Source organism: Streptomyces sp. NPDC008092, from assembly GCF_042957285.1.
GTDB lineage: Bacteria > Actinomycetota > Actinomycetes > Streptomycetales > Streptomycetaceae > Streptomyces.
In genome coordinates, this window is the sequence record NZ_JBIBHY010000002.1 from 684,903 (window position 1) to 698,691 (window position 13,789).

Below are 13,789 nucleotides of genomic sequence, written 5' to 3' on the forward strand. Positions count from 1 at the left end.
GCGAGGGGACGGAAATCCGTCGCGCCCCGCGCGGGCGGGCCGCTAGCCTCCGCCTGGGCGCGGCCGGACGGCTGCCCGCGAAGGGAGCCAGGCATGGGGACCGGACGACTGGGCCTGCTGCTGGACCAGTTCGACATCGCCAGAGAGCGGGCCCAGGTGCGGCTGACCGGACTCGGCGACGAGGAGTACCTGTGGGAGCCGGCCCCCGGCTCCTGGTCGATCCGGCGCCGGGCGGAGGCGACCACACCCAGGGCGTACGGTCCCGGTGACTGGGTGCTCGACCTGGGCGCACCGGACATCCCGGCCGGCGAGTACGCCGAGGTGGCCCGGCAGGTCGCCGCGGGCATGACCGTCGCCAAGATCGCCGCCGACTGGAGCGTGAGTGTCGAACGGGTCCAGCAGATCCTCGACCGCACCGCCCCGCCGGAGCCCGACCGGACCGCTGTGACGACGATCGCGTGGCGGCTGGGGCATTTGCACTCGCAGTTCGCGGGCGGATGGGAGTGGACCTTCGGCGAACGCCGCCGGGATCCGAAGGAGATGGTCGACTTCACCCCCAGCGCCGCCCTGGCCCTCGACCGGTTCTGGGCGGACGTGGACCGCTGGCGCGACAGCGTCGCCGGGGTCACCGACGAACAGCTCGACACCGTCGGCTTCTCCCAGTACCCGTACGGCTCCGATCCCGACGACCCCTTCGTCGACGTCCTGTGGGGCACCAACCTCGAACTCATCCACCACATGGCCGAGATCGCCCTGCTCCGCGACCTGTGGCAGGCCGGCCGGAGCTAGTCCCGCGCCGGCGCGGGCCGCACCAGGCCCATCACCTGTTCCACCAGTTCGTCGCTCAGGCCGGGCGTCGTCAGCGGAAGGTCGTCGGGGCGCCGCCGCAGGCCGTTCAGGAGGATCTCGATGCAGCGGCGCCAGATGTCGGGGCGCCGGCCCTGGGTGGACTGGGCGGCGACGAGCATCTGCTGCATGACGGGGATGTCTGAGGCGGTCACCTCCGCCCGCAGCTGCCCGCTGTCCTGGGCCCGCCGGATCAGCGCCTCCAGGTAGGGGAGCATGCCCGCCCGGGTCAGGATCCGCCGCGCTCGCGCGGGATCCTCTCCCCGGCCTCGACCGCCACCGGCAGCCGGTTCCCGGCCGGCGGCAGCGGGCAGGTGGCCAGGTCCGTGTAGGCGCAGGGCAGGTTCACGGCGCGGTTGAAGTCCAGGACCACCGTGCCGTCGGCGGCGGGCGGTCCGACGGCCAGGGACCGGTTGGCGGCATAGGTGGTGACCCCTGAGGTGGCGTCGGTGAACAACACCATCAGGCCGCCGGGACCGTGCCCGGGGAACGCGGTCAGGGACAGGTGCCGCCCCGCGAGCTCGAACTCGATCCGGCCCGGGGCGTCGTAGACGTGCTCCAGGCCCTCCACCGCGGCGCCCACCGTGGTCGGCCGCGGCTCGTCGAAGGGAACGTACCGGCCCGGCACGGCCCAGCGTGGGTCGGGGTCGTAGGCAGGTGTTCCGGTGAAGGCGGTGCGCAGCGGGGCGTCCGGGTGCCGGGGCCGCACGATGTCGTGCCCGCCGCGCCTGGCGACCTCGATGACCGCGTCGCCCCAGACCGCCTCGACACTGCCGCGCTCGGGCAGCACGCCGAAACGGTGCTCGCCCCGCACCGGCGTCCCGCCGACGACCAGTTCCTCGGTGTCGTCCAGCGCGACGACGACCCCGTCCGGGCCGGTGCGCCAGCTGCCGGGGGCGTCGGGGAAGCGCTGCGGGCGGTCGTCGAGCCAGTGCAGCCCGGTGACGGCCAGGAACCCGTGCGGGGCGGAGAGCCGGGCCTCCCGGGCACGGTGCCAGTCCCGCCAGCTCTCGGTGAAGGCCTGGAGATCCGTCGTGGTGGCCTCAGTCGTCATGCGTCCTCTTTCGTCGTGCCAGGCCCTGCAACAGCCGTGCCAGTCAGAACAGGGGCCGACGAGGCCGCATTCCGGTCCACGTGTGACAGCTTCTTGTCAGTCATGTGTCACGGTCGTCCAGGACACCGGCCCCCAGGAGACGCCGCCGACGAGACCGGCCGGCTGCCGCGGGGTGGGGGAGACGGGATGGCTCGGCTCGACCGGCGCCCTGTTCGCGCCGTACCGGCTCTGCCCGGTGTCCACGGCGCGGTGCCCGGCGGCCCGCCGTCGGCCCGCCTTGAGGTGGGCCGGTGCGCGCCTGAAGTCCCTTGACGCTCAGGTCTCTTCGCCGTCGCCCAGGGCGTCACGCAGTGCGGCGCGGGAGGTCACGCCCAGCTTGGGGAAGAGCTGGTGGAGGTGGGTGGAGACGGTGCGCGGCGACAGGAAGAGCCGTTCGGCGATCTGCTTGTTGGTGAGGCCCGCCGCCGCGAGCAGCGCGATCTCGCGCTGCTGCGGGGTGAGCGACGCCGGCCCGCCGGCACCGGCCGGCCCGACGGGCAGCCCCGTGGCGCGCAGCTCGTTGCCGGCCCGCGCCGCCCAGGGACGGGCACCGAGGCTCTCGAAGGCGTCGAGCGCGGCACCGAGGTGGACGCGCGCCTCGGCGGTGGACTTCGCCCGCCGGAGCCGTTCGCCGTGGGCGAGCCGTACCCGGGCCAGCTCGAACGGCCAGCGCTCGGTGCCCGGCACGGCGAGGGCCTCCTCGAACAGCCCGATCGCGGCGTCGTCGGCGGCGACGAGCGCCTCCGAGGCGTGGACGATCATGGCGAGCCGCGGCGAGATCGCCGCGACCCCGGCGTCCCGCACCGCGGCCACGTGGGCGGCGGCCTCCGTGAGACGGCCCGTGCGCACCGCTGCCTCGACCAGGTCCATGAGGACCTGCAGCGCGGCCGGAACATGCGAGGCCAGCTCCCCGGCCGGGCTGACGGCGTGCGCGTGCCGGTACGCGTCCTCGAACCGGCCCCGGCCGAGCGCGGCGAGCGCCCGCGCGTGCGAGGCGCTCGACAGCAGGAAGTTCATCCCGCGCGGCCGCGCCCACAGCACGATCTCGTCCGTCAGCGTCCGGACGGCGGCCCCGTCGCCGCGCGCGGCCGCGACCAGCGCCTGCTGGTACCGGAACTCCGCCGACATCAGCTGGTAGCTGTGCGCCTCGCCGAGCCGGCGGCCCCGGTCGGCCTGCCGCTCCAGCTCGTCCCACTCGCCCGCGGCGAAACAGTCCCTGCCCAGGAACACCAGCGCCTGGATCTCCAGGGTGACCGAGCCGCTCTCCCGCCCCTCCCTGAGCACCCGCCGCAGCGCGGTCCTGCACTGTGCCAGCCGGTCGACATGGAGCGAGGTCACGGCGGCCCGGATGACCCGGACCGGGTCCCGCTCCCGGTCGAGCGAGGCCAGCAGCGCGTCGAGCCTTTCGAGCGCCGGCCGTCCCGCCCGGGCCGGGTCGGCCATGGTGTCGAGACTCAGCGCCAGCAGGCCCGGCACCGCCGGTTTCAGCCGGCCGAACGCCCGGCGCACCGGTTCCCACACCTCGGCCCGCTCACCTGCGTGGCACACCCAGGTCAGGTTGTACAGCGCCTCCAGGACGGCGGTGTCGGCCGCGTCGTACGGCCGGTGCTGCATCTCGATCGCACCGACCAGCAGCCGGTGGGCGGTGCCGAGGTCGCCCTCACCGCTGAGCAGCATGTGATGGGCCGCCGCGACGGCGGCGACCAGCGGCCCGGCCCGTCCGCCGTCGGCCTTGTGGGCCTCCTCCAGCAGCCTCGGCACGTCCCGCAGGTCACCGGTCAGATCCGCGCCGAGATACGCCGCCTCGGCGATCCGCCGGCTGCGGTCGTAGCCGCGCGGGCTCAGCTCCGCCGCGCGCAGCAGCCCGGCGACGGCACCGCCCGCGTCACCGCGCCGCACCATGTCGCGCGCCACCTGTTCGAGCAGCCCGGCGACGTCCTCGCTCGGCTCGACCGTGGCCTGGGCGAGATGCCAGGCACGGCGCTCGGGCCGGTCGGCCCGGAACTCGGCCAGGGCCCGGTGCACCTCCCGGCGCCGGCCGCTGGTCGACAGCTCCACGACGGCCGATCGGGTGAGGGGGTGGCGGAACTCCAGCCGGCCGGTGCCGTCGTCCACGTGCACGAGCCCCGCCCGCTCCGCGGGGGCCAGGTCCCCCACACCCGCCGGATCACCCCCGGCCGCCGCCAGGGCCCGCAGGTCGCCGGTGCCGTCCAGGGCCGCGTACAGCAGCAGCGACCGGGTCGGAGCGGGCAGCGCCGCCACCCGGGACGCGAACACCTCCTGGAGCCGGCGGCTGAGCGGCAGCACCTCCGGCACCCGGGCGGCGGTGTGGCCCGTGCCGGGGAGGGCGACGGGCAGCTCCAGCAGGGCCAGCGGGTTGCCCTGCGCCTCGGCCAGCAGCCGCTCCCGCACCCGCGGCGCCAGCGCCGGGAAGCGGTCCCGGATCAGCACCGCCGCCGCGGTCGCGTCGAGCGGCCGTACGTGGTGGCCCGGCAGCCCGCCGCGTTCGAAGAAGGTCCCTTCCTCCGTCCGGTACGCGCCGAGGAGGCCGACCCGGCTGCCGTTCAGACGGCGGGCGACGATGCCCAGCACCACGGCACTGGCCCGGTCCAGCCACGGCAGGTCGTCCACGACCACCAGCAGCGGGCGCTCCCCGGCGGCCTGGACGAGCAGCGTCAGCGCCGCGTTCGACACCAGCAGCTGGTCGGACGGCGCCCCCTGCGCCAGCCCCAGCGCGACACTCAGCGCACCGCGATACGGCTCGGCCAGCCGCCCCAGCCCGGCCAGCAGCGGATGCAGGACCTGGTGCAGTCCCGCGAACCCCACGGTGCTCTCGAACTCCACGCCCGCCGCACGGACGACCCGCATGCCCACGTCCCGGCCGTACGCGGCCGCGGCGTCCAGCAGCGCCGTCTTGCCCACACCCGGGTCCCCGGACAGCAGCAGCGCACCGCCCGAGCCCCGGGCCTCGTCGACGAACTCCCGGATCAGGCCGAGATCGTACTCACGCCCGACCAGCCGCCCCGCCGACCCCGCCGGTGGATGACCGGCACCGTCCATGGTCGTCTCCTTACCGACGTCCGTACCCTACGCCGGGACCACCCCACCGGGCATGCGGCGGCCGGGACCGCGTGGCTGCCGCCCTTCGCGACCTGCGAGCCCGCCCGCCGTACCGGCGGCGACGACACTCTTGCGACCGCGTGCGGAAGTTGTCACGCTGGACGTTCACACCGCTTGTCCCGGCTCTCACCACGGCGTTCGCGAGACCGCCGGCCCCGACCAGTCCCGGCTCGATACGTTCGTGCGCGCTGCTCTCCCTCCCGGCGTTGAGGCGCGTACCGCGCGCCCGAGCACCACAGCGACCGGCCGGACAGCCGCCGCCTCACCTGTGGAGCACACCATGGACACGAGCGAGGAGGCCGCCCGCGGCCTGACCGACATCCAGGATTTCCTGTACCAGCAGGCCCATCTGCGAGCGGCACGCCGGCGCGTCTCGGCCTTCGTCGCCCGGGAGCCGGGGCTGACCCCGGCGCAGAAGACGGACATCGAGCGCTGGTACCTGCAGGAACAGGCCTACGTGGCCCACATGGTGACCGAGCACATCGCCGCCAGCGTCAGCGCGGTGGAACAGCGGCACCACGCCCGCTTCGGACGGTGGCTGCGCGGCACGCTGACCGCGATGCTCCTGGTCACCGCGGCGATGGCACTGTGCGTCACCGCGGTGCTGGTCGGTGCCTCATAGGCCGCCCGTACCCGCGGCGCGGGGCCCGGAGCCGGTACCGGGCCCCGCACCGGACCGGCCCTACTTCTGCCCGGCGAGCCAGTCGGCGAACCGGACCTCGCCGAGTTCCGCGTCCGGGCCCGGCAGGAGTGTGTCCTCCTGGAGTTCGGCACCCCAGTACGTGGCCTGCGGGTCCGTGACGATCTTGCGGGGGTCGCCCTGCGCGGTGAGCCCCATCCGGATGAACTCCTCCAGCTCGAAACTCTCCGGTCCGCCGGCCTCCACCACGCCGTTCACCGGGGCGCCGACCGCGGCGCGGGCCACGGCCGCGGCCACGTCGTCGGAGACCATGGGCTGGATCCGGCCCGCGGGCAACCGCACGGTGTCGCCCACGGTGACCCCGTCGGCGAGCCCCTTCGCGAACTCGAAGAACTGGGTCGCGTGGACGATGGAGTAGGGGATGCCGGACGCCTCGATCAGCTCCTCCTGGGCCTGCTTGGCCCTGAAGTACCCGCTGCCCAGGAGCCGGTCGGTGCCCACCACGGACAGCGCCACGTGGTGGCGCACGTCGGCCTCGGCCTCCGCCTTGAGCAGGTTGGCCGTGGAGACACGGAAGAAGTCCATGACGGCCTGGTCCTCGAACGAGGGGGAGTTGGAGACGTCGACCACGACCGTGGCGCCCGCCAGGGCCTCGGCCAGGCCCTCGCCGGTGAGGGTGTCGACCCCGGTGCTGGGCGCGGCGGCGACCGCCTCGTGCCCCTGCTCGACGAGCCTGCGGACCAGCTTCGAGCCGATGAGCCCGGTGCCACCGATCACTACGACCTTCATGACGGAATTCCTCTCGGGATCTTTCTGGTGCTTCCATCAGAAGAGACCGGGCAGACTCCGTGTGTGTGACACGTGGTCCCGAAAAACCGGAGAACGGGTGCGTCACCCGCCCAGCGACGCCACGTACGGCGCCAGCTTGGCGGGGTTCATCACCCACAGCAGGCGTTCGATGCCGCGCGCCGACACGTCGGCGCAGAGCAGGGCCACCGCGCCCCCCGAGGCCGAGACCAGGACGGCCGGCCTGCCGTTGGCCTCGACCCAGCGCACCCGCGCCTGCGGCCAGAACCGCGGGGCGAACGCGACGAGGTACCGGGAGACGTGCGGCAGCCCGGAGACCGGGATCTTCGACGCCCCGCGCATACCGCCGCCGTCGGCATAGCTGACCACGTCCTCGGTGAGGACCTCCTCCAGCACCGACAGGTCGCCCTGCTGCGCGGCGGCGAGGAACACCTCCAGGAAGCGCCGGTGCTCGGCCGAGTCGACCGGCTCCCGGCGCTCCGCCGCCAGCCGCTTGCGGGCCCGGCTCACCAGCTGCCGGGCATTGGCCTCGCTGGTCTCCACGATGTCCGCGATCCGCCGGTACGTGTAGTCGAACGCCTCCCGCAGCACGTACGCGGCCCGCTCCACCGGGTTCAGCTTCTCCAGCAGGAAGAGCACCGCCAGGTCGAGCGCCTCCGCGCGCTCGGCGCCCAGCTGCGGGTCCGCGTTCGTGTTCACGGGCTCGGGCAGCCAGGGCCCGACGTACGACTCCCGGCGCATCCGGGCCGACTGGGTGAAGTTGATCGCCAGCCGGGTGGTCACCGTGGCCAGGAAGGCGGCCGGCTCGTGGACACCGGTGTGGTCGGTGCCCTGCCACCGCACCCACGCCTCCTGGACGATGTCCTCGGCCTCCACGGCGCTGCCGATCACGCGATAGGCGATGCCGAAGAGCTGCGGACGCGCCGCGACGAACTCCTTCGTCGCCCGGTCGAGGGGATCGGCGTGGTCACCGGCTTGCATCCAGGTCCTTCCAGGGTCGGACCAGCATGCTACAAGCCCCTCCGTCCCTGGTCGGCGCATGCCCGGCCGGGGCGTCGGCGGCCCCCGAGGGTCAAGGGCAGGGCAGCGGCCGGCAAAGGCGCGGGCAGGTGTCGGTCCGGCCGCCCGATGCCGGACATGTGATGGCCAAGTGGCCATGTGCTGTTCATGTGGCGGCAGTTGGGCTGGGCAAGGGTGCGGTCGTTGTCTGCTCAGCTTCTCTTCGGGAGGGCGTCATGACCACACACACGGAGTCCGCGGAGGACAGACCGGAGGAGGGCCCGGAGGGGCTCAGCCGCCGCCACGCGCTGGGCCTGCTGGGGACCGCGGGCGCGGGCGCGGCCGCCACCGGCCTGCTGGGGGCGGGGACGGCACAGGCCGCACCGCTCGCCGCTCCGGCCTTCCACCTCACCGCGGACGCCTCCGGCGCACCTCCCGTCCAGGGCCTGCACCTGACCTTCGGGGCGGACCCGCGCACCCAGATGACGGTGTCCTGGATCACGGACCGTCCGGTGACCAGGCCCGTCGTGCGCTACGGCACCCTGGAGCACGGCTTCGGCTCCAGCAAGAAGGCGCAGACCGTCACCTACGTCGACGGCACCTCGAACCGCACCGTCCACGTCCACCACGCCCTGCTGAAGGGCCTCACCCCGGACACGGACTACCTCTACCTCGCCACGCACGAGGGGGCGACCCCCGACAGCGGCACGTTCCGCACGGCTCCGCAGGGACGCCGGCCGGTCACCTTCACCAGCTTCGGCGACCAGTCCGCCCCGCAGGTCACCTGGGCGGCCGACGGCAGCGTCGGCCTGGACGCCAACTCCACGCCCGCGACGAAGGACATCGTCACCGGCATCGAGCAGGTCGCCCCGCTGTTCCACCTCCTCAACGGCGACCTCTGCTACGCCAACCTGGACGTCGACCGGGTGCGCACCTGGAACAACTTCTTCACCAACAACACCCGTTCGGCGCGCTTCCGCCCCTGGATGCCGGCGGCCGGCAACCACGAGATCGAGAAGGCCAACGGCCCGCTCGGCCTCGGCGCCTTCCAGACGTACTTCTCGCTGCCCTCCACCGAGACCGACGCCGAACTCGCCAACCTGTGGTACGCGTTCACGGCCGGTTCGGTCCGGGTCATCGTGCTCCAGAACGACGACAACTGCCTCCAGGACGGCGGTGACGTCTACATCAGCGGCTACTCCGGCGGCCGCCAGCTCGCCTTCCTGGAGAAGGAACTGAAGGCGGCGCGCTCCTCGAAGGACGTCGACTGGGTGGTCGTGGCCATGCACCAGGTCATGGTCAGCTCCTCCGACGCCAACGGCGCCGACCTCGGCCTGCGTGAGAAGTACGGCCCGCTCTTCGACCGGTACGGTGTCGACCTGGTGCTCTGCGGCCACGAGCACAACTACGAGCGATCGCTCGCCGTCCGCGGCGTGGTGAACGGCAGCGAGACGCTGACGCCCGACCCGGTCTCCCGGGCCACCGACGACATCGATGCCGACCTGGGCACCGTGCACATGATCCTCGGCGGCGGCGGTGTCTCCGGCACCACCAACCAGAAGTTCTTCAACGACGGCACCGGCAAGGTGATCACCGCCGTGTCGGCGACCGCCGGTGCGAACGGCAAGCGCACCTCCACCTACGTGCAGGAGAAGGCGGTGTGGGTCGGCGTCCGGGACGTCGAACACCCCTACGGCTTCGCCGCCTTCACCGTCGACCCCGGCCGGCACCCCGGTGACACCACCCGGATGCAGGTCACGTACTACAACGTGAACAAGCCGAACGGCGACCTGTCGGTCTTCGAGACCTTCAGCCTGCACCGCAAGCGCTCCGACGGCCACGCCGGCTGATCGCACGACCAGCGGGAGACGCGGGCCGGGCGGCGACCGCCCGGCCCGCGCCGCGTGCCGGCGCGCGAACGCGGCCGGGTCCGGCCCGTCGCCGCAGTCCTCCCGCGGCTTGCCCCGGGACCCTTGGCGAACTCCCGTCGCGCCGCCGCGAGATCGCAGCGCGGCGCCCACTGGAAATGCTTGGCTGCGCAAGTATAAGCTCCCGGATGGGGGCGATTTGGTGAGGAAAGCCGGACGCCACCGGCAGAACCGGGGCTCCGTCACACCCGATCGGTCCCACGGTTCGGCAACATGTCAAGCGTGTCGCTGTTCCGCCGGTTGACTGCCGCCCGGCGTGGACGTCCGTGGCAGTGTCCGGCGGTGCCGCAGTGATGTTGAGGTCAATCACTCCTGGAAGGAAGTGCCGTGGCACCGGTGCTGGTCGGACTCGAAGGTCTGCTGGCGGGGGAGCGCATCCCGGTCCTGGACACCCGCGTCACCTTTGGGCGCAACTCGGAGAACACCGTCGTCATCTCCAGCCTGAGCGTCTCCCGCTTCCATGCGGAGATCGTCTTCGACGAGGACAAGGGCTACGTACTGCGCGACCTGGAGAGCAGCAACGGCACGCTGGTCAACGGGGAGGAGGTGGAGTCCCGGCTGCTGCAGCCCGGTGACGAGATCACCCTGGGCGACCAGGAGTTCCGCTTCGAGGTGGCGGACGCCATGGAGACGCTGATGGCGCTCTCCCTGCCCCGGTCCGTCACCCACGCCGGGCAGAAGAGCGAACAGGGGCCTGTCCTGCAGGTCACCGTCGCCGGCGGCGGTCCCGTCGGGCTCTCCCTGGCCCTGCTCCTGGAGCACTTCCTCGGACCCCAGGTGAAGATCACCGTCTACGACGGCAGGTGGCGCAAGCAGGGCCGTACCGTGGTCTGGAAGGGGCAGGACGAGGGCAACGTACGGCGCCAGCAGGTGGTGACCGTGCAGAGCCGCCAGTACCTCGCGTGGCCCGAGGAGGTGCAGGCCCGCCTCTTCGACCCGGACCACTACACGGAGATGTGGCCCTCCGGCCCCGACTCGGTCGGCGACCACAGCCCGCGCAACATGCGCATCGCCTACATCGAGGACCGCCTGCTGGAACTGGCCAACGAGAAGCGGGACCGGATACGCCTCGTACCCGCCCGGTTCGACCCGGCGGAGCAGCAGGAGGCGCTCGCCACCCAGCACGTGCTCGCGATCTGCGACGGCGGCCGCTCGCGCACCCGCGAGCACTTCGCCGCCAGGTTCGGCAAGGCCGACGAGTCGATCTACTCCCTCGACGGCCGCCACCTCCAGGACGTCGTCCTCGGCCTGCGCGTGAAGTCCGGCCTGACCGACCCCATGGCGGTCCTGATGACCGTCGCCCAGAACCGCTTCCTGCTCAACTCGCTGCGCGGTGAGGGCTTCCTCAACATGCGGCTCACCGACGCGGAAGCCGCCGAGGTGATCGGCCTGGACCCGGTCCGCCGCGTCTTCGAGGAGTGCATCGCCTCCCGGCCGTGCCTGATGGACCGCGACGAGTACGGCGACTTCCAGTGCTCCACGCACGGCACGCTGTTCCTGCCCGCCCTGGTCAAGGGCTCGGCCCTGTGGCGGCGGGTGCAGGAGGGGCTGCTGCTGTTCGGCGTCGAGGCCGACGACCTGTCGGCGGTCACCAGCTTCCGCCTGGACATGGTGCAACGCCCCCGGTTCTCGGCCGAGTTGCTGCCGCCCACGACCAGCACGCCGGGCACGTACGGTTTCCTGCTCGGCGACGCCGCGAACTCGATCCACTTCTGGCCGGGCCGCGGCCTCAACAGCGGCCTCGCCTCCGCCATCTCGCTGGCCCGTTCCCTCAACGGGGCATGGAACGGCAGGTCGTTCCGGGACGCCGACTTCCTCCGGCACGAGGCGGCGATGTCGATGCTGCAGTACCGGCACAAGAGCCGGGCCTGGAAGGCGATGGTCACCACCGACGACCACGGTGTCACCTGGGCCATCAAGGACATCATCGGCCACGGCATCGACGGGATCCCCGAGGAGCCCGACCGGGAGGCCGACACCAAGACGCTGCTGGAGCGCATGCAGGCCATCCGCGACCGCCTGGCTGCCCGTCTGCCCGGCATGCCGGACGACGAGGCGATCCTGGAACGCCTGCGCACGCTGCAGCCCGCCACCCTGCGCATGCTCGTCCTCAGCGGTGCCTGGGACACGCTGACGATGGGCGGCGAGGAGGTCGACATCGACATCTTCTACGGCCAGGACTCGTCCGCGGCCGCCGCGGCCGTGGAGGCACTGGAACCGGCTGCCCAGGCCTAGCACGCCGGATACTCCCGCCCAGCCGAGACCCCGCCCGCCGGACCGCACGTGCCGGCGGACGGGGTCGGCCGCGGTTCTGTCCCTCCGCACGGACGGTCAGGTGTGCGGGCGGTGGCCCTTCTCCTGACGGGGGTAGGTCTGGTCGGTCTGCGGGAGCGTGGGCCTGGGGAGGGTGGCGACCTCCTCCTTCGCCTTCTCCAGCTGCTCGGCGGTGTTGTGGGGGAGCCGCGGCGGGCGCGGGCGGGCGTCGCGGAAGCGGAAGGCGGTGGTGAGGTCGCCGAAGGTCCGCCGGCGCCAGTCGCTGACGTTCGGTTCCTCCACGCCGGTGAAGCGTTCGAGGAACTGCAGGGCCGAGGTGTGGTCGAAGGTCTCGGACGCCACCCAGCCGCCGACGGTCCACGGGGAGACGACGATCGCGGGGACCCGGAAGCCACCGCCGATCGGCAGGCCCTTGACGAACTCGTCCCGGGTACCGGCAGGCGGGGTCGGCGGCGCCACGTGGTCGAACAGGCCGTCGTTCTCGTCGTAGTTGAGGATGAAGGCGGTCTTCCGCCACACCGTCGGGTTCGACGCGATGGCCTCGATCTTCGACGCCACGTAGTCCGCACCCGCGGCCGGCAGGTAGTCCGGGTGCTCGGACTGGTAGCTCGTCGGGCAGATCCAGGAGACCGTCGGGAGCCGGTCGCCCCGGGCGTCGTCCTCGAAGGTGCCGTGCGCCTGCGGCCGTACCCCCCGCTCGTACAGGTCGGAGCCGGGCCGGGCGTTCCGGAACGACGCGAACTGCTCCAGTATGTTGGTGCCGTAGTCGTCCTCCTCCTGGTACACCTTCCAGCTGATCCCGGCGGCCTGGAGGCGCTCGGCGTACGTCGTCCAGCGGTACGGCGTGGGTGCCGCGTTGCTGATGACCGGGCCGCCCAGGGTGCCGCCCGGGTCGATCGAACCGGTCATCCACATCAGCCGGTTGGGCCAGGTCGGGCCGAACACCGAGCAGAAGTAGTGGTCGCAGATGGTGAAGGTCTCCGCGAGGGCGAACTGGAAGGGGATGTCCTTGCGGGTGTAGTAGCCCATCACGTAGGGGCCGTTGACGCCGTCCGCCTTGCGGTGGGCGGGCAGCCACTGGTCCATCCTGCCGTTGTTCCAGGCCTGGTGCTGCACGGACCAGGCGTGGCTGGTGGAGGGGATGGCCTGGGCGCTCGACTTGTGCGTGTCGAGGTGGAAGGGCAGCAGGTAGCCCTTCGGGTTGACGGCGTCGGGCTGGTAGAAGACGGACCGCCCGTCGTCCAGCTTCAGCGCGTGCGGGTCGGCGAAGCCGCGGACGCCGGAGAGAGTGCCGAAGTAGTGGTCGAAGGACCGGTTCTCCTGCATCAGCATGACGACGTGCTCGATGTCGTGCAGGGAGCCGTTCCGCGGCGGTCCGGCGGCGACGGCCTTCTGCACGCTGGGCGGCAGGAGGGAGAGGGCCGCGGCACCGCCGAGCGCGCCGGCGGCGGAGCCCAGGAGTCTGCGGCGGGTCAGTTCGGCCATGACTGCTCCTTTCTCGGGCCCTCCGGCAGGAAGGCCTTTGCGGGAGTGACGCCAGGCCCGGCCACGAGGACGGGCCGTCGTTCACTGTGGGCCCCGGCCGGTGCGGTGCGTCAGGTGCGCCTGGTGAACTCCGCGCCAACGCACGGAAGGAGTTGACCGGACCGTTACGCCCAACACCCGCTGGACGCACGGGTGTTGCCGAGCGTTGAAGAACGGTGGTCGCTGCATGCAGTACGCGCGGCAGCTGCTGGAGCCTCGCGCGCTCGGTTGCTCTCCCGCATCACATGCGGATGCGAAGCCGAGTGATGACGGCCCTTGTGACGGACGGTCAGCCCCCCCCTGGCGCACTGCACAGCGACCTTCCGCAGGTGTCCACCGAGTATCAGCAGCCGGCCGGGCGTGGGAAGCCGACGGCGGCGGCACCGATCAGTTGCAGGAGCGGTTCGGACCGGAAGCCGACGACGGACTCGCCGGTGGCCCGGGCGTTCCGCAGGGAGTCCGTCCGGCCGATCGAGGTGTTGCGGACGATCGGGGGATCGGTTCCGGCGCTGCTGGAGAGGGAGTGCGGGGCCAGGTTCCCGGTATGTCTCTCATCTC

General features: G+C 72.5%; 10 protein-coding genes. 4 read left to right on the plus strand and 6 right to left on the minus strand.

The window, feature by feature from the left end; all coding sequences use genetic code 11:
* Positions 1 to 93: 93 nt before the first annotated feature.
* Positions 94 to 789: a DinB family protein gene (locus ACFZB3_RS07915; protein WP_391371395.1), complete on the plus strand. Its 696-nt coding sequence runs from the start codon at positions 94 to 96 to the stop codon at positions 787 to 789.
* Here ACFZB3_RS07915 and ACFZB3_RS07920 read toward each other — a convergent pair.
* The 3 genes from ACFZB3_RS07920 to ACFZB3_RS07930 form a co-directional block, all read right to left on the minus strand.
* On the minus strand, positions 786 to 1,064 hold the full coding sequence (locus ACFZB3_RS07920) for a hypothetical protein (protein ID WP_391371398.1): 279 nt from the start codon (positions 1,062 to 1,064) through the stop codon (positions 786 to 788). The two genes, ACFZB3_RS07915 and ACFZB3_RS07920, sit on opposite strands and share 4 nt — an antisense overlap.
* A gap of 11 nt (positions 1,065 to 1,075) precedes the next feature.
* Entirely contained in the window at positions 1,076 to 1,900 is an 825-nt protein-coding gene (locus tag ACFZB3_RS07925; protein ID WP_391371400.1) for a DUF1684 domain-containing protein, read from the minus strand.
* Positions 1,901 to 2,215: 315 nt separating this feature from the next.
* Positions 2,216 to 4,999 (minus strand): AAA family ATPase, encoded by a 2,784-nt coding sequence (locus ACFZB3_RS07930; protein ID WP_391371403.1) that lies wholly within the window; start codon positions 4,997 to 4,999, stop codon positions 2,216 to 2,218.
* A 340-nt stretch (positions 5,000 to 5,339) separates the two neighbouring features.
* Here ACFZB3_RS07930 and ACFZB3_RS07935 point away from each other — a divergent pair, with 340 nt between their 5' ends.
* Positions 5,340 to 5,681 carry a hypothetical protein gene (locus ACFZB3_RS07935; protein WP_391371406.1) on the plus strand — a complete coding sequence of 114 codons (342 nt, stop codon included), beginning with the start codon at positions 5,340 to 5,342 and terminating at the stop codon, positions 5,679 to 5,681.
* Between the two features lie 60 nt (positions 5,682 to 5,741).
* Here the strand turns inward: ACFZB3_RS07935 and ACFZB3_RS07940 are convergent, their stop codons facing one another.
* Complete coding sequence (locus tag ACFZB3_RS07940; protein WP_391371409.1) at positions 5,742 to 6,488, minus strand: NAD(P)H-binding protein; 747 nt, start codon at positions 6,486 to 6,488, stop codon at positions 5,742 to 5,744.
* A gap of 102 nt (positions 6,489 to 6,590) precedes the next feature.
* On the minus strand, positions 6,591 to 7,487 hold the full coding sequence (locus tag ACFZB3_RS07945) for an RNA polymerase sigma-70 factor (RefSeq protein ID WP_391371412.1): 897 nt from the start codon (positions 7,485 to 7,487) through the stop codon (positions 6,591 to 6,593).
* Between the two features lie 254 nt (positions 7,488 to 7,741).
* Between ACFZB3_RS07945 and ACFZB3_RS07950 the strand changes: the two genes are divergently transcribed.
* Together ACFZB3_RS07950 and ACFZB3_RS07955 are read left to right on the plus strand one after the other, a co-directional pair.
* Positions 7,742 to 9,355 carry a fibronectin type III domain-containing protein gene (locus tag ACFZB3_RS07950; RefSeq protein WP_391371414.1) on the plus strand — a complete coding sequence of 538 codons (1,614 nt, stop codon included), beginning with the start codon at positions 7,742 to 7,744 and terminating at the stop codon, positions 9,353 to 9,355.
* 405 nt (positions 9,356 to 9,760) lie between these two features.
* Entirely contained in the window at positions 9,761 to 11,668 is a 1,908-nt protein-coding gene (locus ACFZB3_RS07955; RefSeq protein ID WP_391371417.1) for an FHA domain-containing protein, read from the plus strand.
* A 96-nt stretch (positions 11,669 to 11,764) separates the two neighbouring features.
* On the opposite strand, the gene ACFZB3_RS07960 is transcribed toward ACFZB3_RS07955, so the two are convergent.
* Positions 11,765 to 13,192 carry an alkaline phosphatase family protein gene (locus tag ACFZB3_RS07960; RefSeq protein WP_391371420.1) on the minus strand — a complete coding sequence of 476 codons (1,428 nt, stop codon included), beginning with the start codon at positions 13,190 to 13,192 and terminating at the stop codon, positions 11,765 to 11,767.
* Positions 13,193 to 13,789: the final 597 nt, after the last annotated feature.